Below are 23,910 nucleotides of genomic sequence, written 5' to 3' on the forward strand. Positions count from 1 at the left end.
ATAAATGTTAATATTTATCTACACCCATAGTCAGGTTTGGGGTGGCGTTCAATGTCAGTGGGGCGAAATCCCCCCGCAAATATTTGTAGTAACCGGCACAGGCAATCATCGCTGCATTATCGGTACACAAAACCATCGGTGGATAGGTAACATTAATCCCTTTGGCTTGAGCCTTTAGCTGTAATTCACTGCGCAACAACCCGTTAGCCGCCACTCCCCCAGCCAGCATGATCTGCTTAACCCGATACCGTTCCGCTGCCAACACTGCTTTATCCACCAACACATCAACCACTGCCTGCTGAAAGCTTGCTGCCAGATCGGCCTTATTTACCTCGATATTCTTTTGTTGGGCTCGATTTAAATAGTTGAGCACCGCAGATTTTAAACCGCTAAAGCTAAAATCCAAACTACCTTCTTCCAAGTAGGCCCGGGGCATCGGAATGGCCTCAGCATTGCCACTGCGGGCCAGCTTGTCTATTAGTGGTCCGCCGGGGTAGCCCAAACCAAGGGCCCGGGCCACTTTATCGAAGGCTTCACCGGCAGCGTCGTCCCTGGTGTGCCCCAACAGCTTGTAACTGCTATGACTTTCGATCAGCACCAAATCTGAGTGACCACCAGAAACCACTAGACATAAAACCGGAAACTCTAAATCAGGTTTGTGTAAAAAGTTAGCGTGAATATGTCCTTCCAGGTGGTTAACAGCAATAAGCGGTTTGTCCAGCCCAAAGGCCATGGCTTTGGCCGCTGCCACCCCCACCAGCAGCGCCCCCACCAATCCCGGCCCGTAGGTTACCGCAATGGCATCTAGATCCCGGTAAGATGTGTTGGCTTCTTCCAATGCTTGTAATATTACATGATTAATGGTCTCCAAGTGCTTACGAGAAGCCACTTCGGGAACAACGCCACCAAACTTCTGATGAAATTCAATTTGCGAGGCAATGATATTTGATTTGATTTCTACCCCGTCAACAACCACCGCAGCCGATGTTTCGTCACAAGAACTTTCGATTCCAAGTATTGTCACACTCAAGCTAAACAAACCACCTTTTATTCTTCATTAGTTACCAAGTTATCCTGCCACATAATGATGGCATCTTCATGGGTATCGTTGTAGTAGTTTTTTCTCAGACCCCGCTCTTCGAAACCCAGTTTTTTATACAAGTTACGGGCAATATCATTGGACGGTCGCACCTCTAGCGTCATTCTTACCGCCCCAAATTCCACCGCCTTTTTCATTAAGTGCTTCATTAACATCAATCCCACTTTTTTTCCCCGACTGGACGGGGAAACCGCTATATTGGTGATATGGGCTTCGTCCAATATCAACCACATGCCACCGTACCCAACCACTTTGGCTCCATCCAGCGCCACAACGTAGTAACTAAAATTATTTTGCAAAATTTCATATATAAAAGCCTGTTGGGACCAAGGGGTGGGGAAGGACACCTTTTCTATGCTCAGCACTTCCGGCAGGTGGGATAAATCCATTTCGATTAATTTAATTTCCACAGCCGCGCTCACCACTGCCTTTGTGTTTTTCAGCCCACTTCACCTCTGCTTCTGACGGGCGAATATAATTCGGTTTTATTTCCAGCGGAGACGATACTTCTCCCAAGTTTAACTTAACCAGCCCCAATTCAGCTACAGTGGCACCCCGGGGCAATACCGCCGCATTGGCAGCAAACTGTGCCTTGGCGCCCAAATGAGATTTTAGTTGTTCCCGATAAATATCTATGGCATCACCTAAAAACAACACCTTTTTATCGGGCCAAGGGCTTAATTGCTGTAGCAGTTCAGACATCGGCACCGCCATTGGTGGTGCCAACCGCTTAATCTCTGTAGCACCACCTTGATAGATGGCACTGTAAACTTCATTTTTACGGGCATTTAAGATTGGACATACCAACCCATGGTAACCAATCAACGGAAAAGACATGGCATCCAGCGTAGACACCGCAATGATTGGTATACCCCACACCTGGGCCAATGTTTTGGCGGTGGTCATGCCAATCCGCAACCCGGTAAAGGAGCCTGGGCCAGCAGATACAGCAATGCCGTTGATTTCCTCCTTTTTTATCCCCGCATCCACAATCACTTCTTTAATCATCGGTAACAGGTTTACCGAATGGGTACGTTTATTGTTTATAAATCGCTCAGCCAATACCTTTTCTTCATTGACAACTGCCACCCCAGCCACCGGTGTAGCAGCCTCAATTCCCAGTACGTACACTCTTTAACAGCTCCTCAACTATACTATTATATCTTTCACCTATGCCATCAAATCTTAACAGTCGCTCAAATTCCCCTTGATTTTCAAAATGGATGTCAAGCCGTTCCTCAGGTAGCACGTCGGCCACTATATCAGCCCATTCCACCAACGTAACTCCGTCACCATAAAAATACTCTTCATAACCTAAGTCTTCCATATCCTCAGCACCACCAAGGCGATATGTATCCATATGATATAAAGGCAATCTGCCAACATACTCATTTATTAATGTAAAAGTGGGACTGGTGACATGCTCCTCAACCCCTAAGCCCTGGGCAACGCCCTGGGACAAATGGGTTTTACCAACACCTAAGTCCCCATAAAGGCAAAAAACATCCCCTGGCTCCGCCAGCTCGCCTAGCAATTTTCCCCATGCCTTGGTTTGCTGCGGTGATTTAGTCTTTACTTCTAACATATTTCCACCTCAATTAGTATTATGCCCCAAAGATACTGCGGGCTAAATTGCCCTTTAAAATAATAACATAAAGGATAGCCACTATAAATAAAAAACTCACCAACGGTGAGTCTATTTAAACACAATTATTGATCATTTCTATCTTTTTTTGTTCAGCATTCCATAAATGTTCTTCGATAATATCTCTAATATCTTCCACATCGAAGGGCTTAGCCATGCACTTTGAGGCTCCCTTTTGCATTGCTTTATCGATGGTTTCTTCGGTAAAATTAGCTGTCATCATCACTACATTCACCGAAGGGCTAATTGCTTTTATTTTTGTCAACGCCTCCAGACCATCCATTACTGGCATGCGTACATCCATAAAAACCAAATCAGGTTTAACCCTCTTGACAATTTCCACAGCCTCTAAACCGTTTTGGGCACTATAGGTGTTATGACCCATTTCTTTAATTAATATATCTAACAAATACCTTACCCCAGGTTGATCATCAACAATTAAGATATCTATTACCCTTTTCATCAATTATCCCCCCTTCGACATGTAATGACATTTATTAACTCCTGTGTATATATCTACCATTTGTTAATATATTCTCTCTTATATTTTCCAATCCTGCCATAAAATTGTTTATTATTTTATTAAATTTTTGTTAAGAAAAAATTATGTCGCCGTTAATCAATACTTGCTCAACCCGGCAGCGCACATCAAAGAAACTCCTATTTAAAATTACGATATCGGCATCTTTGCCAACTTCAATGGTGCCAATGTGCTCTTCTAACCCCAGGATTTCGGCAGGGTAAAGGGTGATGGCTTTGAGCACTTCTTCCTCTGGCAAGCCCCCCCGGGAGGTGAGGGCGGCAGATAAAGGCAAATACTGAACAGGAACTTCTGGGTGATCGGTCATAATGGCGAATTTTACCCCCGCTTGATATAGTTTAGCAGCATTTTCCATGGCTATACCCAGAAGTTCTACTTTAGACCGGGTAGAAATAACTGGGCCAATGATGACCGGTATATTTTTGGCAGCCAAGATATCAGCCACTTTATAGCCTTCGGTGGCGTGTTCAATGACAATTTTAATATTAAATTCCTCGGCAATGCGCACCGCTGTCATGATATCATCTGCCCGATGGGCATGCACCCGCAAAGGCAAGTCACCGGTTATCACCGGGACCAGTGCCTCTAATTTTAAGTTGCGCTCTCGGGAGGCTTGATTGATATAGTTGTTAGCTTCAATCAAAGATTGCCGCAATAATGCGGCATTGGCCATTCTGGTGGTCGGTGTTTTTTTCTCACCACCATAAATTCTTTTGGGATTTTCACCTAAAGCAGCCTTCATGCCCACCGGGCCCTTAATAACCATTTGATCCACCACATGGCCGTGGGTCTTTAAGGCCACCATCTCTCCCCCCAGAATATTGGCACTGCCAGGGGCCACCACCACCGATGTGACGCCACCGGCTAAAGCATCTTTAAATCCTTGATCCTCCGGGTTAATGCCATCCAACGCCCGCAGGTGAGGAGTAACGGGATCTGTGGTCTCATTGGCATCATCCCCTGCATTTTGGCACCCCTCTTCATATATGCCCACATGACAATGGGCGTCGATGAAACCGGGCGTTACTATTTTGTCGGTCACATCGATAACTTGGCAACCATCAGGGATTGCAATTCCTTTACCCACAGCCACTATTTTATTGTTGTCAATTAGCACTGTGGCCTTATCTATAACCGTACCGGTACCGGTATGTACTTTTCCTCCATTTATTGCCAACATTATAATATACACTCCATATTTTTACAATTATTGTTTAACGTTTTCTGATTTCGTGACAAATCGTCAGTTTCCTTCTTGGGGGCAAAACATCTAATATTATTCTATATATCGACATCTTTATTGTCACTGGCAGCAGCGATAAAGCAATCAAAGATGGCCTTGGCATTAGCATCAGTTTTCCACATTCCCTCGGGATGATACTGCACGCCCAATATAAAACGCTGCTGGTCAGCCATTTCTATCGCTTCTATGGCCCCATCCGGTGCATAGGCAGATACTTTAATACCCGTGCCCAACTTGCCAACTGTTTGGTGATGGTAACTATTGACTTTAACCGGTGCCGAACCAATTATTTTTTCTAACAGCGAACCGCTAACGGCAGTAATGGTGTGGGTTGGATACCACCTTGGTGCCTGCTGCATATGCTTTAGCGGCCGGTCTATCTCACTGCTAATATCTTGGCAAACTGTGCCACCGGCAACAACATTGATCACCTGGGCCCCTCTGCAGATGCCCAGTATTGGCATGCCTCGCTGTAGCGCTTGAAAGGTTATTTCCAGTTCAAAATCATCACACTGGGGACAAATCTCTCCATTTAAAGGATGTGGATCTTCGTTAAAAAGCAGTGGATCAATATCACCGCCACCGGGCAACAATAAACCACTGCACAGATTCAACATCTCTTTAGCCTTAGCCACCGGAGTCAATACCGGTAACACCAGCGGAATGCCCCCCGCTGCTATAACGGCATTTAGGTAGTGGTCACTTAACCACACGCGGCCCTTTTGTTCATCATAGCAACAGGTAATACCTATAAATGGTGCCGCTATTTAAACCACCTCCTTAATACTAACAGGACAAACTGCAACAAAAATGAAAAAGAACGCATTGGTTGCGTCCTCTGTCATAGTTATAACATTGTTTAGACATCTATTAAACCTAGACTTATTTCTATCGCTTTTTTTACATCAGTCATCATATCATTATTTAATGAACTAACTCTTTGCATCAGCCTGCTTTTATCTATCGTTCTGATTTGTTCCAGCAACACCACAGAATCCTTATTGAGCCCACTGATACCACTGCTGATTTCCACATGGGTAGGCAGTTTGGCTTTAGCGATTTGTGATGTGATGGCGGCCACAATGGTGGTGGGGCTGTACTGGTTGCCAATATCATTTTGTAGGATTAACACTGGTCTGGTGCCGCCCTGCTCAGAACCTACAACGGGACTAAGGTCGGCGTAGAATATATCCCCGCGCTTAATTTGCATTTAACTTCCCTCCGCAAAGGGCAAGTATTCCTCCGCTTCGGCTTCTAATTCTGCCTGTTCTATTGCTAGTTGTAAGTTTATATGGGCCATCTCTAAATATCCCTTTTTCATTTGTTCCCGCAAATGCCAGCGTTTTCTTTCGCTGATATATGCATGCATGGCCTGGCGCATTAGTTCCCCACGATCCAGCTCCTCTTGCTGGGCCAAGGTATCCAGCTCACTCAATAAATTGTCTGGTAGGTTTAGCTCTATTCTTTTATAATTCACCTACCGACCCCTCCTTAGACGCTAGAATATCTTCCTACAATAAATAATTATATACACAACTTAGGTTTTTTATGATAACAAACTAAATATCGGTTCCCTCTTTGGCAGCCGTTGCCCTTCTGGACAATGCAATTTTGCCTGTCCTGACCATTTCCACAATGCCATGGTCCCGCAATACTTCACATAGGGCATCAATTTTCTGCTCATCACCAGTCAATTCAATGACCATGGTTTCACGGCTTACATCAACAATTTTTGCCCGAAAGATTTCTACAATATCCACCACATCTGAGCGTTTATCAGGGTTGACCTTAACCTTTATTAGCGCCAGCTCCCGATTGATTAATTCTTCACCTTCAATACGCACAATTTTAATTACATCCACCAGTTTAGATAACTGTTTAACCACTTGATCCAGCACTTGATCATCACCCTGGACTACCACGGTAATACGGGTAATATCTGGGTCCTCGGTCAATCCGGCAGCAATGCTTTCAATGTTAAACATCCGCCTGGACAATAAACCGGATATACGAGCCAGAACACCAGGCTTGTTCAACACCAAGACAGCTAGACTGTGTTTCATAATATCCCCCCCGCAACCCTCGCATATAGAACAATTGTAACATATTAAGTCCGAGGTTTCCAAGAACAATAATTAACAGGGCAAAATGCCCTGTTAAAATTTTGTCAAATATTCTTCTATCTCCCAGGGATGAACTTGCATGCGGTAGCGATCCCACTCAATTCTTTTGGCTTCTACAAAGCGATTGAATACATGAGGGCCTAAAGCATTTTTTATCACTTCATCATTACATAATTCCTCTATAGCCTGATTTAAATCTTGGGGCAGGTAACCAATGCCATACTCTTGTCGCTCGGTTTCGGTCATTTCATAAATGTTGCGGTCACAGGGCTCCGGTGGGTTAATTTTGTTTTTAATGCCATCCAAACCGGCCTGCAAACATACTGCTAAGGCTAAGTAGGGGTTGCAGGAGGGGTCAGGGCTTCTCAACTCAACCCGGGTTGACATGCCTCGCTTAGCTGGAATGCGCACCAACGGGCTGCGGTTTTGCGCTGACCAAGCTATATAAACAGGGGCTTCATAACCGGTTACCAATCTTTTATAAGAGTTAACCTGGGGATTGGTAATGGCGGTAATTGCTTTGGCATGTTTCATTAATCCACCGACATAGTACATGGCAACATCACTGAGCTGTCTTGGTGCAGTTGGATCATAAAAAGCATTTTCTTTACCCCGCATCAGCGATTGGTTCATGTGCATTCCTGAGCCAGCAACACCAAATATCGGCTTAGGCATAAATGTGGCGTGCAATCCATGCCGCTGGGCAATGGTACGAACAACAAATTTAAAGGTGGCAATTTTATCGGCCACATCAAGGGCATCGGAGTATTTAAAATCAATTTCATGTTGTCCCGGCGCCACTTCGTGGTGAGAAGCTTCAATTTCAAAACCCAATTCTTCCAACGCCAACACCATATCTCTACGGGCATCTTCACCTAAATCGATTGGGGTTAAGTCAAAGTAACCAGCCCGGTCATGGGTAACGGTGGTGGGACGGCCCTCGGCATCCACATGAAATAGAAAAAATTCAGCTTCTGGGCCAACATTCATGGAGTAGCCCATTTTTTCGGCCTCGGCAATGGCCCGACGTAGCACATAACGAGGGTCGCCAATAAAAGGAGTGCCATCACTATTGTAAATATCACAGATCATCCGGGCGGTGGCACTATCGCGATTATTCCAAGGGAAAATTACAAAGGAGTTGGGGTCTGGACGCAGGTACATATCAGACTCTTCTATGCGGACAAAGCCTTCAATGGAGGATCCATCAAACATCAACTCGTTATTTAACGCTTTATCCAATTGCTCCACTGTAATGGCCACATTCTTTAAAACCCCAAAAATGTCTGTAAACTGTAGGCGAATAAATTTAACATCGTGTTCTTTACATAAAGCTCTAACATCATCTGCTGTGTAATTTGGCACCGCGGTTACACTCTCCTTGTTCGATTTAATCGTTTTAAAACATAAAAAGACCTAAAACCGCAATGTAATAGCATCCCATTACGCGTTATAGGCCCCGTTGCCAGTGTCGTTACAACTTTGTAACTTTATGTTTATTTTTAATGGCTATAGTATAACATATTTTCAAATCAATGTTAGTATTTTTTTTAATATTTTTTATACTTCTTGGCATGACCAAACGTTAGCGGCTGTTGCAAAAACCTACTTTTTGCAACAGCCTCCAGTTAACTAATTAGCTTAAGATTTGTTCTGCCTCTTGTTGGTCCAGTTCCATAATGTATTTAATGCCAGTGATTTCAGCCGCTTCTTTAGTTAAAGCTGCAATATCGTTGCGTTCTAGGTAGTTTAGGCCAAACTTGCGGGAACCACACATGAATTGACGCAAACCTTGCTTCAGGCGCTCAAAGTAACTGTATACGCCAATGGCACCAACGGGCAGTTGATCAAACCGGTCGCCCATTTTATCCTTTAATGTAGAAGCAGAGACAAAGATTTGCTCCAGAGTTTCACCGTATTTCTTGTACTCTGCAGGAATTTTACCGGTTTTAATTGCTTCACCCACAGTTTTGCCCACCATAGCGGCGGTCAATGGTGACCGGGCCATACCAACGGCCTTAATATGTGGTGCACCCATGGCCATGGCTTTATACAGGTGATCTTCCAAGGTGAAACCACCGGCAATAACCACCGCAGGAATATATCTGCCTTGGGCAGCCAACTTGTCGAGATACTTGGTCAATAGTGATTGAATGTAAACAGTTGGGATACCCCACTCATTCATCATCCGCCATGGACTCATACCGGTACCACCACCGGCGCCGTCCACAGTGAGCATATCTAGTTTAGCATCGGAAGCAAATTTCACTGCCCGGGCCAAGTCGGCGGGTCGATAGGCACCGGTTTTCAAAGAGATAAATTTAGCACCAGCACTGCGCAGTGCTGCCACTTGGTTGTGAAAGGATTCCTCGGTCACCATCCCAACCCGAGAGTGCCGTTCAAATTCTTTAAAGGCACCCACATTAAATAAAGCCTGCACCTTGGGATCTTTAGGGTTTGGCATTACAATGTAGCCCCGGTTGTATAGTTGTTGAGCCCGTTCCAAACTACTTAGTTTTACTTCTCCGCCAATATCCTTGGCCCCTTGACCCCACTTCATTTCAACGGCTTCTACGCCCAGTTTTTCAATGGCATATTGGTGCACACCGAGGTTGGTGTCCTCAACGTTAGCCTGTACCGAGATAAAGCCAGATTGACCATTATACCAGCGTTGGAAGTCCTCAACCCGTTTTTCTAAGTTTGGTGATTTAACCACCCGTCCGTTTTTAATTTCTGCATGGGGATCCATGGCACAAACGTTTTCACCGATAATAATGCCCACACCAGCGATGGCGCAACCGGCAGCCAGGTGATCCCAGTTTTCTGACGCCACTTTGGTGGAGCCCATGGCACAGACCACAATTGGTAAGTCCAGCTTAATTTTATGCTGGTTACCAACTTTGCTTTCCAAATTCACTGCTGGGAAAATAGCTTTATTTGAGTCGGCCTCCACACCGTGGGCTCCCACCGCAGTACCCATGATATTGAAGTGGGAGTAATCCACTGGATACTCCTTTTGAGATGCGGAAGTGGTTTTACCAAAGGGGGCTGGATAAAGAACTTCTTTACTGCGCACCGCGGATTTACCGATTTCACACATACCCGGGCAACCATCTAAACAGGTTACACACATACCCGAGAAGGAACAAACATCCTTACCGGTACGGGTTTTGGTCATGGTGGCCGCACTGGCGTTAATTCCATTACTGTAAGACATGAATAAACCATCCTTCCATTTGACATCTTTAATATATTATTTTAGTAATAAGTGAGGTACTGTTTTAACTCCCAAGGATGTACCTCAGCTTGAAACTGGTTCCATTCCTTTTGTTTGGCTGATAAGTAACCGCTGAAAATACGTTTTCCCAATGCATCAGCCACAATATCATTATTTTCTAGAGCAATTAAGGCTTCCCCTAAATTACTCGGTAAACTAACGGGCTTTACCCCTGGTGAACAGTTATTATTTTCCGCTAACCTATCCGGCGGTATAATACCGTTTTTAATACCATCCAACCCACATTTTAATGCCACTGCGATGGCTAAATAGGGGTTACAGGTGGGGTCTGGATTGCGCAAAACCAAACTGGTCTGTTGCTCCCTTTGGGTTGGCACTTTAATGCTGGCACTGCGATTTTCATCGGACCAAGCCGCTAAATATGGAGATAACTCACAGGGTACCAAACGTTTGTATGAATTAACCAATGGATTGGTAACGGCGGTCATGGCGGCAGCGTGTTTTATGATGCCACCCATAAAATGATAGGCGCCCTCACTTAGTTGTAATTTATTCTCTGGGTGATAAAAGGCGTTTTGCTCACCTTGCCATAGAGAAAGGTGCAGGCTCATGCCGGAACCACTGTATTTAGCTATGGGTTTAGGCATAAATGACGCGTGCAAACCATGGCGCTGGGCAATGGTGCGCACCACAAATTTAAAAGTCACAATTTTGTCCGCCGTTGCTAACGCATTATCTTCTTTAATGTAAATTTCATGTTGCCCCGGTGCAATTTCGTGATGGGATGACGCAATATCAAAACCCATTTCCTCCAGTGTCAACACCATATCCCGGCGGGCATTCTCGCCTAAATCCACCGGGCTTAAATCACAGTAACCTGCTTCATCATGGGTAACGGTGGTGGGCTTACCGCGTTCATCTAAATTAAACAAGTAAAATTCAATCTCCGCCCCCACCTGACATTGGTAGCCCAGTTGTTTAGCTTCTTTTAACAATTTTTTCAGCACTGAACGGGAACAAGCATCAAAGGGTTGACTATTTGGCCCGTACACATCGCATATCAGACGGGCAACTGCTCCTTCCCTAGGACGCCAAGGAAAAATCGTAAAGCTCGTTGGGTCGGGAATTAGATAAATGTCGGACTCCTTGTTGCCAACTAAACCCTCGATTACCGAACTGTCAAAGGGTATTTGCCCAGCTAACGCCCGTTCCAGTTCTTCCACTGTCACGGCAATGTTTTTTAGTGCCCCAAATATATCGGTAAATTGCAAGCGAATAAATTTAACGTTGCATTCCTGGGCCTTTTCTAAAACATCCTCTGCTGTAAAAGTTGTCAATTTAACCACCACCTATTTTTAATTGGTAAAAAATACAAAACGTCCTAACCAAGCCTGTTCCCATAAATAGGCTTGGTTAGGACGTCGTTGCCCTAATAATATGTATTAACTTAATCTGCCTTTCAGTATAAATACATTCCGCTAACAATTCAATAACTCTAAGATAATAATATTGTATACATTTTAGTAGCAATTGGTGACACTTAATCGTGCAACATTTTAATAATGGCCCTGGCCACCTTCACCATCGGCACGCATTTGTCCATAGCTAGTTTACGCATGTATTGGAAGGCTTTGCTTTCGGAAAGACCCCGCTTTTCCATTAATAGTCCTTTGGCCTGTTCAATTACTTTTCTTTCTTCTAGGGTTACTTTTAAACTTTTTACCTCTTGTTCCAATTGGCGTAGCCGGTTAAAATTTTGAATGGCGATCTGCACCGTTGCTTCCAATAACAGGTCACCCATCCCTGGGGTAATTAAACCGAAAAGGCAGATTGTCTTTAATGATTCTAGCCACTTTATATCCGTTGCAATAATAATTACCGGAGCTATTCTTTGTTCCTCTATTATCTTGACCGTTTCCGTTCCCAGTGCAATGGAAAGTAAGATAACATCCGGTTGTGTCTGGGAAATATAGCGCAAGCCGGCTCGCCCATCGACGGCTTCAGCAACCACCATATGCCCAGTAGCAATTAACTGTTCTTTAATCTTTTTGCTACTATTATTATCAGGATCTATAATTGCCACCCGAATATCATACACAGCAGACTCCCCAATTCTTACAATGCTACACAAATAAAATATTCTGCTATTACTGTGACAATTCCTTCTGTAACAAAGTAATACTGCGCATTTTTGAGTCCCTAAGTTCCCTAAACATTTGGCGAGCAGAAGGGTCAGTAATTTGGGCCATTAAGCGATTATATAAATTATGATTCTCCATCTCTAACCACATCAGGTTGTTAAGCCACTGGCGCAAATTTTTATTTGTATCCGATCCTAAAATATCAAAAATTCTACCATGATGATTGCGAGCGCACTGTTCCAAATCATTAAATAAAGCTTTAATTTGAGGATCATTAATGACTTTTGCCGCCTCAGCAAACATGGCAGCGGTTTCTTTTTCTTTACTTTTCATAATAAACAAAGCAGTGTTGAGCTCGGTGCCGGTAGATATCAACACATCACCACCAATTATTCTTTATAACTAAAGCATAAATTGCCATGCCCATCTACACTGGCTAAGTATACATCTTCCAATCTCGCTACCCCTTGCTTATATAATTCCTGCCGCAACCAGTGTACATCATAATTTAAACGGGCTAAATTATCTTTTAATATTTGCCCATCTTCAATTAAAAGGGATGGTACTGCCACCGGCGTCAATTGTTGGCCTAAATCTCCAGATGTTACCGGCCAAAAGTGAGATTTGGGAATAATGCTGATCTTGCCACAGGTTTCTAAAATGGCATATTCCACCTGAGAAACATCTGACAGCCCAGCACACCTTAGCTCCGCCAACAACATCCATGACGGTATCATCGCCCGCCTCATATTTTTGCGCAACACCTGACCATTTTCTACCAGCAATAACGCCTGCCCAGAAACCAGCCTAGACAGTTTAGCATTCATTACCGCCAAGCGGGAGATACCGAAATGGCAAATCATCACTGCCAGCATCGAAACCAGCGCATGGACAAAGGGAACATTTTCGTTTACTAAAGGCGCCGCTGCCAACCCACCAAATAACCACATGACCACAAAATCATAGCCTGCAAAAACCCCAGTGGTGCGCCTTGGTAACAAAAGGTTGACCGCTAAAAAAATCAGTGCCACACCCAGCGCTTTAAGTACAAATAATATGAGTTCTTGCATGGTATCACCACCACTAATGACTGCAGGCATATAAAGTACCATCGGGAAGCAGCGCTGCAAAAAAAACCTTTTGTGGCGTAGAAAATCCCTGTTTTTGCAACTCTATGGCCAACCAAGACTGGTCTAAGGCTAAACGCTGTAAATTTTCTTCTATTACTGCACCATCATATATTAATTGCGTAGGTGGGCAGGCTAATTTCTCTGGCAAATTAAGCTGTTGACGATATGCCGGCTGGGCCTCCATCTTCTTAATAACGCTAACTTTTCCGGTACCTTCAAGATAGGCATTTTCTACATCAGCCAGATTAAAAACACCCTGAAGTCTTAGTTGCCCCAGTAGATTTTCAATGGTCAAATTAGATTTACGCAGGTTATTTTTTTGCATACGCCCATGGGCAATTAATGCAACTGGTTTGGAGCTCATTATTCGAGGAACTTTTAAATCGAGATATGAAAGGAATATCCCTATGGATGTTAAAACAGCAATTGTTGCTAAGCCCATCACTAGGGATGTGTCGGGAGAAAGAATTCGGACACCGGCCACACCAACAATTCCGGCCGCCACTAAATAGTTATGCCTAGCCATACCACCCACATGACGAAAGTGCATCAGTCCGGTGGCAATGGTAATGGCCAGATAAATTATTATAGTTCTAAGGGCAATCATGTACCAGGGTAGGTGGCTTGCACCAAACCAAAAACCATGCCAATCCAAAAGAATCTCCCCTCCTATGTATTATGGCTAAAGTTTCTGTTTTTATGAGTTTTCACCCATCACCGGAAACATTATCGTAAAGGTGGTGCCTACACCCAGTTGGCTAGCTACTTTGACATTGCCATTATTATCTTCAATGATCCGATTACAGATAGCCAATCCTAAGCCAGTGCCATTGGCTTCGGTGGTAAAAAAGGGATGCATGATCTTTGGTAAATGTTCAGGCGCTATGCCTTTACCGGTATCCTGAATTTCAATAAAGGTAGTTGTGTCATTTGAATACGTTCTAATAATAATTGTACCGTTATCTCCGCAGGCCCTTTGAGCATTTTGAATAATATTTAATAGTAACTGCTTTATTTGTTGTGCACTACCATAGAAGGGTAAAACATTGTCGCCAAGCTCCTGTTGATAATTTATTCCCTTCCGTCGTCCAGAGTAGGTGTATAATTCCCAAACTTCATTAATAATTTCATTAATGTTTAAACTGCTCAACTCACCCTTTTCTGACCGGGACAATTCTAACATACTGGTGATGATGACGTTAATTCGATCCAATTCTGCTATGGCCAGGTTATATAGTCTACCAAATTGCTCCCCTTCCCCTCTAGCCTGTGCCAATTGCAAAAATCCTCTCACTGTAGTAAGGGGGTTTCTGATTTCATGGGCCGCCCCCGCTGCCAGTTCGCCTATGGCAGACAAGGTTTCCAGCCGTTGTATTTTTCCCCTTTGCCTTTGGAGTTCTGTAATATCGTTTATAACTATCACAAAACAGTTAGCTTCTTCGCTGGAACCCTTTAAAATAAACCTGCTGATTAGATATGTATGGTTATGATTTTCAATTTGCATGTTTGTAAAATTTGAATTCCATTTAGCTGCAGGGACTAAAAAGTTTTGCCAGACTATTTCCTCCCCATGCCCAATAAGCTCATCATTAGCCTTTTGAAAAATTTGCTCAGCCTTTTTATTACAAAGAATAATTTTACCCTGTAAGTCACTGATTAAAACACCTTCGGAAAATGTTTGTATTAAATCCTTTAAAAAGTCTCTTTCTTCCTCTAACTTTAAAGCATAGGCTTTATTGGCATCCGCTATTTTGCCCACAACCCAGGCGATGATAATGTAGTAAATAAAAACCTGCATATCTTCTATTAGTACTGCTTTGCTATAGATGGCAGTGTTAGCCATAAAAAGCAAAGAAGATATTAAGCCTAAATAAAAACCACTGGTTAAGGATATTAACACAATTGGAACGCTGTATAATAATTTATGCATTTCTACATTAAAAATAGAAGAAAAGGATAGTGTGAAACAGATTAATACAATTGCATATAAAATGCGGTAAGTATACTTGGATGAATTAAATCCCTCTTCACATGTTTTATAAAATAAGTAGTTTAGTAACAAAAAACAACCTAAGGAAGCTATCATGGCGATGTTAAAACTAACAGCCGCGAAATTTTCATGTAGGTAAATTGGCTGAGCAAATACCACCATGAGAAAGGCACCACAAAAAAACAAAAAATGAGATACCCAATATATTTCTTTAAGATATTCCACCGGGGTAGTTTTATTAATCATTTACATCGTAACTCCTATATTCTATGGTTTTTCCAACTTTATACGATTTTGAATTATATTTTTTTATCAGTAAAGTCAACGCCATGATAATTAAAATCTGTGGCCAACCAATTAAGATCCATTGCCAACCATCGCCGTAAGCTACATCACCAAAAAACGTAATGTATAAAACATGAACCAGTGTTTCTGTGCAAGCAAGCACAAACAACCCTATAAAGGTGGTATAAAAGGACGTTGCAAAAGAAACCCCAGCCAATATGCGAAGAACAATTGTTAGTCCTAGGCAAGCCACCAACGTATGGACTCCCAGAGGTATCGGCAAAATTCGAACCAAACAAACAGCGGTGGCTAATAGAAAACCATAAAGCACAACTGTCCTCAATTGGTAACCTTGGCGCAAAATGGCCAAACAGAAAATAATTACTGCTACAGATTCAGGCCACCCCTGTATAATAAGATTTTGTAACATTGTCTTCATGGTTGTGTCGTCCTCCCAATTCTAAATATTATAGTAACTTTTGATAACTTTCTACAAAATCCTTTGTCATAATTTGTTATTTGAATACAAAAATATGAGTAATAATACATTGTAATAAATTTGTCATTACATAAATTACCTGTTGAAAAATGTTCTACTTATAAATTCTAAAGTATATAAATTAATGCAAATTAAAATGCATTCAGTGGATACCCCTCCTGCTGAGTGGTGGCTATTTATCTCTTTCTATAAGGAGGATTATGTGGTGGAAAAGGGTAAAGTTAAAAACGTATTCCCCGGCGGCAATACGTCTAAAGGTTTTTATTCTTACTACAATTATATGATCGAACCAGACGCCACAAGAATTATTTCAATTAAAGGTGGACCAGGCGTTGGCAAATCAACGCTGATGCGCTGGGTTGGAGAAGAAATGCGGGGGCGAGGTTACAACGTAGAGTACCATTGGTGCTCATCTGACAACGGATCTTTAGATGGAGTAGTCATTCCTGCCATTAAGGTGGCTATGTTGGACGGAACAGCACCGCATGTGGTCGATCCCAAAAATCCCGGTGCAGTGGACGAAATTCTCCACTTAGGTGAGTATTGGAACGAAGGATTGTTGCGTCAGCATAAGAATGAAATTATGGCCACCAACGCCCGAGTTGGTCGATTGTTTAAAATTGCCTATAGTCAGTTGGCAGAGGCTAAAGTTATCAAAGATGAGCGGGATGGCTATTACGATGAGGCCACCAACTTTGCCATGGTGAACGGAGTAATTCACCAAATTGCCAAGTCCATTATCAGCAAAGCTGACACTCAGTTTAAAAACGAACCTAAAGAACGGCACCTGTTTGCCACCGCCTTAACTCCGGGGGGCAATGTTCACCATCTGGACAGCATTCTGCAGGATGTGCAAACCCTGCATCTAATCACGGGTGAAGCCAGCGCCATTGGTTCCTACATCGTTGGCACCATCGCCGACGCCATCAATATCCATGGACTGGATAGCGAAGTTTACCACTGCGCCTTAGAGCCGGAAGAGGTTGACTTGGTGGTTGTTCCATCCATCAAGGTTGCCATTCTAAAAGACATCCCTGGCATTAACTTTAAACCCCAGGACATCCCAAAAATTAAGCGGATAGAGATGTATAACCTGGACCAATTTATCGATCAAGATATACTGACAGTTTACGATCGGGAAATAAAGTGTTGTAACGAAAGACTACACGCTGCCATCTGTCGGGCATTAAGCTACATTGCCGCCGCCAAGGCCGAACATGACATGATGGAAAAGTTCTACATCTCAGCAATGGACTTTGAGGCCATTAATGCCAAGCGCGAAGAAATGCTACAGCGGATACTGAAGTATGCGGAGGAGTTTAAGTAACTTTAACTGAGAAGGCACCCTTAGCGAGTGCCTTCTTATACCCCATTATTCTACACTTATATATAAACTACATTTGTCAGAGTAGTTTTTGTATACCGTGCTATCACCTCTCCCCAATATCACTTAACTTTAGGTCTGCATACCTACCACCTAGATTATAGGATGTAATGCGCTTTTTGCCTGAAGCCGGTTGTAGTAAACCAATAGCCACCCAATCCTTTACCCATTCTTGAATAGTTCTTTTGCTCACCTCAAACCATTCAGCCATTAAATCCAGTGACATTGATCTGCCTTCAAATCGTAGTGCTAATTGAAGCAGCTTTATTTCTCTTTTTGATAGTTCAAGCAGTTTTCCTTCTGATGCATCATACAAACGCATAGCAGAATTGGCAATGTCTTTAAACGCTTGGGCCATTGTATTTAAAAAGAACGTTATCCAAGGATTGAGGTTGGGATTATTCCGACCATCGTAATAAGTAACCGGTAACCCCATCTGTAGGCTGCTATAATAACGTTGCAAATCATTGGCATAGTACTCTTCCACTGTAAAATAACCTTTTAAATCATAGTCATTGACCATTAATATATACAGGGCCAACGCTCTAGCCAATCTTCCATTGCAATCGTCAAAAGGATGAATGGTCACAAGTTGATATGCTGTAATGGCTGCTTTTATAGGTATTGGTAAAGTTTGTTCACTGTTTACCCAATGCACTAGTTCTTTCATTAATTCAGGCACTTCTTCCCAATATGGTGGAATATATTCCACCGCACCAGTTTTGCTATCTCTAATACAAAACAACACCCCTGGTGGTGTAGCCCCACGGTATTCACTTTTTTTACCCCTTCTACCCGGCCCTCTTACTTCAATTATTCTGTGTAATTTTTTAATAAAGTCTTCGGTTACTGGCAGGTTCATATACTTTGCTTTGTTAAGAAAAGATAAAGCCTTCCAATAGTTCCTAGCCTCTTGTTCATGGTAATTTTCTTCTTTGTCGGGGCGTTTAGAAACCACTTCTTCTACTTGCTGCAATGTTAGTTGATTACCTTCAATGTAGGTAGAATAATGAGTTGTTTTTAACCTTGCCCTTTGCTTTAGTTTTTCTGATATATGTAGAGGCAGTGTCTTGCTGGTAACTAAACCACGATAGTACTCTATTTGAGAGAGCAGCATTACAATTTCGTTGGTAAAATCAAACTTCGGTTGGTAAACCATACACTTCACCTCAATTTAATTTTACCATATTTTAACTATTCATACAATGTGTTTCTTTAATTTAATTCTTTATTCTAGTTCTTTTAATTGCTTCCTTTCAATCTTTGGATTCTTATCATCCCCAAGCATTCTACCACACGCCCTAGGAGACTTTTTTGAAATCATTTATATAATTCATTTCGTTATAACACCCCTCGCCTTATGCGACAAAAAAATGACCGCTTACCACGGTCATTTTAGCTTTATAAGCATGTTTTCAATTGTTTTCTGTCGTATAAGACATCTTGTAAGAAATATTTTAAATATAGCGACCCTGCCAAATTCCCAAAACCAAAAATAAAGGGCGAATGGGACATTGTTATGGGAATTCGAGAAAAAGTGTATAAGGTGGCCGGCAATATTCCATGTCCGCTTCTTGAAAATGATAAGTGTATAGTGTATGAATACCGACCATATACATGCCGGGTTCATGATTTTTTTAAAACCAGTGCTGACTCTTTAAAATGCGATCTAATTGACGATACTATGACCAACAACCAAATAATTTTACCTGAACATCTGTTTTTAATGAAAATATTAGGTATGTGGTATGTTGGAAAAACTATAATAGTATGGCTTTCCGAACAATTAGATTCATATGGTGACTTGACAACTATTGATTATGTTAGTAAAAAAACCTTTGAGACACCTGCCTCTATGATTCGACTAGATAAGAATCAGAAGTTTCCTGATTCGTCTCTAAATTTTCACTAATAAATATTAAATCACTTAAGTTTTCGATAACCTGGATTGTCAACAGTAAACTAGACAATTTTTCTAAGGTGCATAAATTTGTATTGAACAGGTGTCATATATTCAAGTGTGCTATGAATTCGAATATGGTTATACCAATTAACATAGTCATCTAGTTCGCTAGTTAGTTCTTCTAAACTATCAAAATGACGACCTTTTACAAACTCTGTTTTAAAGATTTTAAACATGGCTTCCGCCACTGCATTATCATAAGGGCAACCTTTCATACTTAGATCTCTTGATGTGGAAAGTATCTAGTGCATCGTCAATAAGTTTATTTTTAAACTCATTGCCACGGTCCGTATGAAACAGACATATCTGGTTTAGATTGCCGTTAATAGTGGATATAGCTCTGTCTACTAGGGGTGCATCTTTATTAGCGCCGGCACTGTACCCAATAATTTCTCTGTTAAAGAGGTCAACTACATACATAATTCCAGTTCATACCGACACGTACGTATGTTAAATCACTAACCACAACTGATAGCTGCTCGTCTTGATTAAACTGTCTATTGAGTTCGTTTTTTACCGGGGATTCATTACAACTTGTTTTATGCTGTTTATATTGAGCTACAGTATATTTTGATACTAAACCGTTTTCTTTCATGATTCTGCCAATTCTTCTGCGGGAAGCGATGACCCCTTTCTTCTTTAGCTCGACTTTGATTTTGCCGGTCCCATAGTTCTGGCGGCTAGCATGAAATATATCTATAATGGCTAATACAAGTTTTTCTTCTGGCTCTCTTTCTTTAGCTTCATAATAATAGGTACTTCGAGGCAGTTGTAGGACTTTGCACATTGCTGATATCGAGTATTTGTGTTGATTCTGTTTTATCACAATTACTTTCGTCCTAGTATCAGCGCAGCTTGCTTTAAAATATCATTCTCCATTAGCAATTGCTTATTTTCTTTACGTAGCTTGGCTAACTCGATCTGCTCTGGTGTTAGGTTATCTTTTTCTTTAAATGAACCTGTTTTTTGGCTTTGTTTAATCCATTTGTCTAAAGCTGATGGTGTTAATTCGTATTCACGAATAATATCTTTTCTAGGCTTACCGTTATTATATAATTGCACCATCTGTTGTTTGAATTCGTCTGTATAGGTTCTTCTTTCTCGTTTGGTCATAGTAGCCTCTCCTTAGGTTTATTATTAATAGTCTACTTGACCTTAAAAAATCTGTCTAGCTAAGTGTAACCTATCCAAATTTCATAAGATGAACAATGTATACAGTTCATATAACATTGATTTTCATATTCCACTAAACGTCTGAATTCTTACCCTTCAACCCCTCCAACCCGGAGGGATATTTGTATACCTCCCACTTTTGGACATGAATCTTCTTACAAGTTTGCTGGTAACGACTGCCTATGGGCGACCTCCATCTGTAGAAACTTTTAATGATCGGATTATTGCACAAAAGGTTATTTACTTAGCAGATGCCCTTGGCGCTTATGCCGGTGATTATTCTTAGCATTGGTACAAAAAGAGCCCCTACTCACTGGCCTTGACAAATGTTACTTACAATTTGGAAAGCTACAAGGAAATACACAGTTTTAAATTAAAGGAAGATAAAAAATATAAAAGAAATATGTAGTTTTAAGCCATATAATATGAACGAAGCAGATTGGTTGGAATTATCAGCTTCCACACACTACTTATATCATAAAACGGCTACTCCTAAAAAGCCAACTGATATTACTCAAATTGCGTTACTACAAACCCAAATATACTGTAGAACAGGCAATGAATGCTTATAATATACTTGAAACCCAGGAATTTATTGCGTAAAATGGGAGTCAAACTAGATTCTCTTTTTTATTTGAGGAGGACCCTATGGAGGAATATGGTAAAGTCCTTAAGGCATGGAATATTACCTATCCTGAAATTAAACACTATCAGGCGGAATCAATTACAGAAACTGATACTAGATGCAAAATTATAGACCCACCATTGTTAAATGTATTGATGTGGGATGAAAGCCTAATTAGAAGGGAACCTAAAGTAGAATCGGGTTATATGATTATTTTTGTAAAAGCCAACACAATAGTATATTTGACTAAAATTTTAAAACAGTGACAGCAAAAGGGACGACATCGTAGATGGGCGTCCCTTTTGCTGTGGGTAAAGTAAATATTAAAAGAAAGGAATGGGTAGAATGTCACATTTCAAGCCAAAGTTTAGGGATGAAATTGAGATCGACCAAAGGACACTGTTAGCACCTTATGCTGTACTTTCTCCAAAAGAAGGCAGTAGGCTTTACGATGAGCCAGTTATTAATACACCTACTAGAACGGAATTTCAGAGAGATAGAGATCGTATCATTCACTCTAAAGCTTTTAGAAGGCTTATGTATAAAACCCAAGTTTTTGTTAATCATGAAGGGGATCACTTTAGAACACGTTTAACTCACAGCCTAGAAGTAGCCCAGATTGCTAGAGGGATAGCTAGGTCATTACATGTTAACGAAGACCTTACCGAAGCAATTGCACTTGGCCATGACCTAGGTCACACCCCTTTTGGACATGCAGTGGAATCCTATCTAAATGACCAATTAAAAAACGAAGGTGGTTTTCTACATAACCAAAATAGTGTACGCGTTGTGGAGTTGTTAGAAGAAAAAAAGGGGTTACCCTTTGGGTATGGTCTAAATCTGACTTCGGAAGTAAGAGAAGGAATACTTAAACATACAAAAGATACAACTAAAATTTATACTAGCCTGGAACCTGAAAAACCAGGTAGTATTGAAGGCCAAATAGTATATTTCGCTGATAAGATAGCCTACATTACACACGACCTAGAGGACGGAATAAACTCTGGGATACTTCGTGATTTAATTGAAAGTGGCCTACTAACCCCAAAAGACATCGATTCATTATGGGATATGTTTAATGCTGATCAAAACTGGGGAGTAAGTAGTATAATAAATAAATTGGTGGTAGATTTGGTAGAAGGGACAATTGAGCATCTTGCCGAATTAGACCCTAAGAGTCCAGAGGACATTAGGAACCTCAATCACGATGTTCTAAGGTTAAAAAACTATAAAACTCAGTATGATACAATGAAACAATTTGTAGAGAAATATATTTACGGAAGCCCCTTGGCTGAAATTATGGATTCTAAGGCAAAAAGAATAATAAATAGGTTATATAGATCCTTCTCTCAAAACCCAAAACAATTACCATATGATGTTTATGCTAAATTCTGTAATCCGGATATTTACCCCAGAAGAGATGGCTATTATACCACTCCAAACCGAATCTTGTGTGACTTTCTTGCAAGTATGACAGATAGATATGCAATACTGATGTATAGTAAAATATTTACTCCTACAGAAAGAATAATATCAGTTTAGTAAGAGTTCCCTTATTTTTAAATTTGTTATTTTAACAATGGGAAAAGGGTTAATCTTTAATTTGTAGAATTATTTTACAGATTAAAGATATGGAGTGGGTTATGAACAAGTTACAGGGATTTTACGAACTAAAATGGATTGGCATACCAGCTATCACTTGGAAAATATTTACGGAAGATACTATATTCGACGAAAACTTGCTATGGACAATTAGAGTAGCCGTAAGATTCGGAGAAGACATTAATCTACCTAGAGCAATAGGAGTAAAAGCCGAAGAAGCAAAATTTGTGGCCAAAAATTTTCTCAACGATTTTAAAGAAAACGGTTTAATTATTTATTACCCATTTTTTATAGCAATAAAAAGTGGAAATATGGAAATTAAGGAAAGCAGAATTATTATTGAGGCTGTGAAAAATGATTTGTGGAATCTAACCACCGGTGGCGAAAGAGACGTTACAATATTTATAGATCGACTAACAAAGGAAATGCAATTCTATGGTGACGAGACTTTTCTAACCATGCAAGAAATTGACGAGCTGCTTAGATATGCAGCAAGGATCCGAGTCAAATACAAAGACTATATATTTGATAGAAGTTCAGTAATGGTTGAATGGAGTTATGCCATAAATACAGATATAAACAGAAAACCCATTGGGGAGAGATATTTGGTGTTTTATGAGTGTAGAGTTCTTAATTTTTAAGAAATATATGGCCACCATTTCACTCATGGTGGCCATATCACTCGGGAGTATAAATAGTTATGTGTAAATAGGTTTCTTACCGTTTTAAATTTTATTGTTCCTTGGGAATTATTTTCCCAATAATTGGTGATAATATTCATGGCTCTTACCCATCAAAAGGATAGGGCAATGCTGAAGAGCAACCCGAGCGTTTGACGGGGTTCTGCCGAGGATAGGGGTGGCATTTTTGCTACCCCTTAACTATTCCCCTATCCTCGGGAGAACTAAAAGCGATAAACTTTGGGGCGAAGCCCCAGATTCTTTTAGATTTACAATTCAGATTCCAGCCTGTCGCCAAAGTATATCGCAAACTGAGAAATGCACTGTGTCCAATCCCTTACAGGCATATTCCATTTCTTTGAAATATCCATTGTAGCTAAGTACACTATCTTGGTTAGTGCTTCATCTGAAGGGTATGCTGTTTTGGTTTTGGTGACTTTTCGCAACTGTCTGTGATAACCTTCAATAACGTTGGTTGTATAAATTAGTCTACGGATTGCATATGGGTACTTAAAGTAAGTGGTTAATTCAAGCCAATTGTTTTCCCAA

27 protein-coding genes and 1 pseudogene are annotated in these 23,910 nt (G+C 41.2%); 6 read left to right on the forward strand and 22 right to left on the reverse strand.

All coding sequences use genetic code 11. The features are described from left to right. Window positions 1-7: 7 nt before the first annotated feature. The 19 genes from tsaD to V6C27_09410 all read right to left on the reverse strand — a co-directional run bounded on the left by tsaD (window position 8) and on the right by V6C27_09410 (window position 15,874). Window positions 8-1,030, reverse strand: coding sequence for a tRNA (adenosine(37)-N6)-threonylcarbamoyltransferase complex transferase subunit TsaD (gene tsaD / locus V6C27_09320; GenBank protein ID MEG6616612.1), 1,023 nt, complete (start codon window positions 1,028-1,030; stop codon window positions 8-10). A 17-nt stretch (window positions 1,031-1,047) separates the two neighbouring features. Then, window positions 1,048-1,509: a ribosomal protein S18-alanine N-acetyltransferase gene (gene rimI / locus V6C27_09325; protein MEG6616613.1), complete on the reverse strand. Its 462-nt coding sequence runs from the start codon at window positions 1,507-1,509 to the stop codon at window positions 1,048-1,050. Further along, window positions 1,499-2,230 (reverse strand): tRNA (adenosine(37)-N6)-threonylcarbamoyltransferase complex dimerization subunit type 1 TsaB, encoded by a 732-nt coding sequence (tsaB, locus tag V6C27_09330; protein ID MEG6616614.1) that lies wholly within the window; start codon window positions 2,228-2,230, stop codon window positions 1,499-1,501. Before tsaB ends, rimI begins: the two co-directional genes overlap by 11 nt. Beyond that, on the reverse strand, window positions 2,211-2,684 hold the full coding sequence (gene tsaE / locus V6C27_09335; protein ID MEG6616615.1) for a tRNA (adenosine(37)-N6)-threonylcarbamoyltransferase complex ATPase subunit type 1 TsaE: 474 nt from the start codon (window positions 2,682-2,684) through the stop codon (window positions 2,211-2,213). Before tsaE ends, tsaB begins: the two co-directional genes overlap by 20 nt. 115 nt (window positions 2,685-2,799) lie before the next feature. Continuing rightward, entirely contained in the window at window positions 2,800-3,207 is a 408-nt protein-coding gene (locus V6C27_09340; protein MEG6616616.1) for a response regulator, read from the reverse strand. A gap of 130 nt (window positions 3,208-3,337) precedes the next feature. Next, a complete protein-coding gene (locus V6C27_09345) occupies window positions 3,338-4,465 on the reverse strand; it encodes an amidohydrolase (GenBank protein ID MEG6616617.1) in 1,128 nt (375 codons plus the stop codon). Window positions 4,466-4,566: 101 nt separating this feature from the next. Further along, a complete protein-coding gene (locus V6C27_09350) occupies window positions 4,567-5,295 on the reverse strand; it encodes a gamma-glutamyl-gamma-aminobutyrate hydrolase family protein (GenBank protein ID MEG6616618.1) in 729 nt (242 codons plus the stop codon). A gap of 92 nt (window positions 5,296-5,387) precedes the next feature. Continuing rightward, window positions 5,388-5,738 (reverse strand): type II toxin-antitoxin system PemK/MazF family toxin, encoded by a 351-nt coding sequence (locus V6C27_09355; GenBank protein MEG6616619.1) that lies wholly within the window; start codon window positions 5,736-5,738, stop codon window positions 5,388-5,390. Continuing rightward, window positions 5,739-6,005, reverse strand: coding sequence for a ribbon-helix-helix protein, CopG family (locus V6C27_09360; GenBank protein MEG6616620.1), 267 nt, complete (start codon window positions 6,003-6,005; stop codon window positions 5,739-5,741). A gap of 82 nt (window positions 6,006-6,087) precedes the next feature. After that, window positions 6,088-6,591 (reverse strand): acetolactate synthase small subunit, encoded by a 504-nt coding sequence (gene ilvN, locus V6C27_09365; GenBank protein ID MEG6616621.1) that lies wholly within the window; start codon window positions 6,589-6,591, stop codon window positions 6,088-6,090. A gap of 93 nt (window positions 6,592-6,684) precedes the next feature. Beyond that, entirely contained in the window at window positions 6,685-8,016 is a 1,332-nt protein-coding gene (gene glnA, locus V6C27_09370; protein MEG6616622.1) for a type I glutamate--ammonia ligase, read from the reverse strand. A 271-nt stretch (window positions 8,017-8,287) separates the two neighbouring features. Further along, window positions 8,288-9,868, reverse strand: a complete 1,581-nt coding sequence (locus V6C27_09375; GenBank protein ID MEG6616623.1) for an FMN-binding glutamate synthase family protein — start codon at window positions 9,866-9,868, stop codon at window positions 8,288-8,290. Between the two features lie 41 nt (window positions 9,869-9,909). Further along, window positions 9,910-11,226, reverse strand: a complete 1,317-nt coding sequence (gene glnA, locus V6C27_09380) for a type I glutamate--ammonia ligase (protein MEG6616624.1) — start codon at window positions 11,224-11,226, stop codon at window positions 9,910-9,912. 203 nt (window positions 11,227-11,429) lie between these two features. Further along, complete coding sequence (locus V6C27_09385) at window positions 11,430-11,987, reverse strand: ANTAR domain-containing protein (GenBank protein MEG6616625.1); 558 nt, start codon at window positions 11,985-11,987, stop codon at window positions 11,430-11,432. 49 nt (window positions 11,988-12,036) lie between these two features. Further along, on the reverse strand, window positions 12,037-12,408 hold the full coding sequence (locus tag V6C27_09390) for a hypothetical protein (protein ID MEG6616626.1): 372 nt from the start codon (window positions 12,406-12,408) through the stop codon (window positions 12,037-12,039). Window positions 12,409-12,419: 11 nt separating this feature from the next. Continuing rightward, window positions 12,420-13,100, reverse strand: a complete 681-nt coding sequence (locus tag V6C27_09395; GenBank protein ID MEG6616627.1) for a DUF421 domain-containing protein — start codon at window positions 13,098-13,100, stop codon at window positions 12,420-12,422. Between the two features lie 13 nt (window positions 13,101-13,113). Next, window positions 13,114-13,815 carry a DUF421 domain-containing protein gene (locus V6C27_09400; GenBank protein ID MEG6616628.1) on the reverse strand — a complete coding sequence of 234 codons (702 nt, stop codon included), beginning with the start codon at window positions 13,813-13,815 and terminating at the stop codon, window positions 13,114-13,116. A 42-nt stretch (window positions 13,816-13,857) separates the two neighbouring features. Then, window positions 13,858-15,396, reverse strand: coding sequence for an ATP-binding protein (locus V6C27_09405; GenBank protein ID MEG6616629.1), 1,539 nt, complete (start codon window positions 15,394-15,396; stop codon window positions 13,858-13,860). After that, window positions 15,389-15,874: a hypothetical protein gene (locus tag V6C27_09410; protein MEG6616630.1), complete on the reverse strand. Its 486-nt coding sequence runs from the start codon at window positions 15,872-15,874 to the stop codon at window positions 15,389-15,391. Before V6C27_09410 ends, V6C27_09405 begins: the two co-directional genes overlap by 8 nt. A gap of 265 nt (window positions 15,875-16,139) precedes the next feature. Here V6C27_09410 and V6C27_09415 point away from each other — a divergent pair, with 265 nt between their 5' ends. Further along, a complete protein-coding gene (locus V6C27_09415; protein ID MEG6616631.1) occupies window positions 16,140-17,261 on the forward strand; it encodes a PRK06851 family protein in 1,122 nt (373 codons plus the stop codon). A 103-nt stretch (window positions 17,262-17,364) separates the two neighbouring features. Here the strand turns inward: V6C27_09415 and V6C27_09420 are convergent, their stop codons facing one another. Next, the gene (locus V6C27_09420) at window positions 17,365-18,477 is read right to left on the reverse strand and encodes a Fic family protein (GenBank protein MEG6616632.1); all 1,113 of its coding nucleotides are present in this window, start codon (window positions 18,475-18,477) and stop codon (window positions 17,365-17,367) included. A 360-nt stretch (window positions 18,478-18,837) separates the two neighbouring features. Between V6C27_09420 and V6C27_09425 the strand changes: the two genes are divergently transcribed. After that, window positions 18,838-19,230 (forward strand): hypothetical protein, encoded by a 393-nt coding sequence (locus V6C27_09425; protein MEG6616633.1) that lies wholly within the window; start codon window positions 18,838-18,840, stop codon window positions 19,228-19,230. Between the two features lie 50 nt (window positions 19,231-19,280). Here V6C27_09425 and V6C27_09430 read toward each other — a convergent pair. Next, window positions 19,281-20,394: pseudogene (locus V6C27_09430) on the reverse strand (IS3 family transposase). Between the two features lie 205 nt (window positions 20,395-20,599). On the opposite strand from V6C27_09430, the gene V6C27_09435 reads away from it, so the two are divergent. The 4 genes from V6C27_09435 (at window position 20,600) to V6C27_09450 (ending at window position 23,322) form a co-directional block, all read left to right on the forward strand. Then, window positions 20,600-20,740, forward strand: coding sequence for a hypothetical protein (locus V6C27_09435; GenBank protein ID MEG6616634.1), 141 nt, complete (start codon window positions 20,600-20,602; stop codon window positions 20,738-20,740). 362 nt (window positions 20,741-21,102) lie between these two features. Continuing rightward, window positions 21,103-21,345 (forward strand): hypothetical protein, encoded by a 243-nt coding sequence (locus V6C27_09440; GenBank protein ID MEG6616635.1) that lies wholly within the window; start codon window positions 21,103-21,105, stop codon window positions 21,343-21,345. A 70-nt stretch (window positions 21,346-21,415) separates the two neighbouring features. Next, a complete protein-coding gene (gene dgt / locus V6C27_09445; GenBank protein ID MEG6616636.1) occupies window positions 21,416-22,621 on the forward strand; it encodes a dNTP triphosphohydrolase in 1,206 nt (401 codons plus the stop codon). A gap of 101 nt (window positions 22,622-22,722) precedes the next feature. After that, window positions 22,723-23,322 (forward strand): hypothetical protein, encoded by a 600-nt coding sequence (locus V6C27_09450; protein ID MEG6616637.1) that lies wholly within the window; start codon window positions 22,723-22,725, stop codon window positions 23,320-23,322. 308 nt (window positions 23,323-23,630) lie between these two features. Here V6C27_09450 and V6C27_09455 read toward each other — a convergent pair. After that, window positions 23,631-23,910 (reverse strand): transposase (locus V6C27_09455; GenBank protein ID MEG6616638.1); only part of this gene is annotated, 280 nt, incomplete at its 5' end.

The organism is Peptococcaceae bacterium 1198_IL3148, assembly GCA_036763105.1.
Lineage (GTDB): Bacteria > Bacillota > Desulfotomaculia > Desulfotomaculales > Desulfohalotomaculaceae > JBAIYS01.

What these genes read in the sequence shown, in the direction of transcription:
- V6C27_09375 (MEG6616623.1), bottom strand. Translation starts at nt 9,868, where the DNA reads ATGTCTTACAGTAATGGAATTAACGCCAGTGCGGCCACCATGACCAAA.
- V6C27_09435 (MEG6616634.1), top strand. Translation starts at nt 20,600, where the DNA reads ATGAATCTTCTTACAAGTTTGCTGGTAACGACTGCCTATGGGCGACCT.
- V6C27_09405 (MEG6616629.1), bottom strand. Translation starts at nt 15,396, where the DNA reads ATGATTAATAAAACTACCCCGGTGGAATATCTTAAAGAAATATATTGG.
- V6C27_09340 (MEG6616616.1), bottom strand. Translation starts at nt 3,207, where the DNA reads ATGAAAAGGGTAATAGATATCTTAATTGTTGATGATCAACCTGGGGTA.
- V6C27_09425 (MEG6616633.1), top strand. Translation starts at nt 18,838, where the DNA reads ATGGGAATTCGAGAAAAAGTGTATAAGGTGGCCGGCAATATTCCATGT.
- V6C27_09410 (MEG6616630.1), bottom strand. Translation starts at nt 15,874, where the DNA reads ATGAAGACAATGTTACAAAATCTTATTATACAGGGGTGGCCTGAATCT.
- V6C27_09355 (MEG6616619.1), bottom strand. Translation starts at nt 5,738, where the DNA reads ATGCAAATTAAGCGCGGGGATATATTCTACGCCGACCTTAGTCCCGTT.
- tsaE (MEG6616615.1), bottom strand. Translation starts at nt 2,684, where the DNA reads ATGTTAGAAGTAAAGACTAAATCACCGCAGCAAACCAAGGCATGGGGA.
- V6C27_09345 (MEG6616617.1), bottom strand. Translation starts at nt 4,465, where the DNA reads ATGTTGGCAATAAATGGAGGAAAAGTACATACCGGTACCGGTACGGTT.
- V6C27_09395 (MEG6616627.1), bottom strand. Translation starts at nt 13,100, where the DNA reads ATGCAAGAACTCATATTATTTGTACTTAAAGCGCTGGGTGTGGCACTG.
- dgt (MEG6616636.1), top strand. Translation starts at nt 21,416, where the DNA reads ATGGGTAGAATGTCACATTTCAAGCCAAAGTTTAGGGATGAAATTGAG.
- ilvN (MEG6616621.1), bottom strand. Translation starts at nt 6,591, where the DNA reads ATGAAACACAGTCTAGCTGTCTTGGTGTTGAACAAGCCTGGTGTTCTG.
- V6C27_09420 (MEG6616632.1), bottom strand. Translation starts at nt 18,477, where the DNA reads ATGGTTTACCAACCGAAGTTTGATTTTACCAACGAAATTGTAATGCTG.
- V6C27_09450 (MEG6616637.1), top strand. Translation starts at nt 22,723, where the DNA reads ATGAACAAGTTACAGGGATTTTACGAACTAAAATGGATTGGCATACCA.
- V6C27_09440 (MEG6616635.1), top strand. Translation starts at nt 21,103, where the DNA reads ATGGAGGAATATGGTAAAGTCCTTAAGGCATGGAATATTACCTATCCT.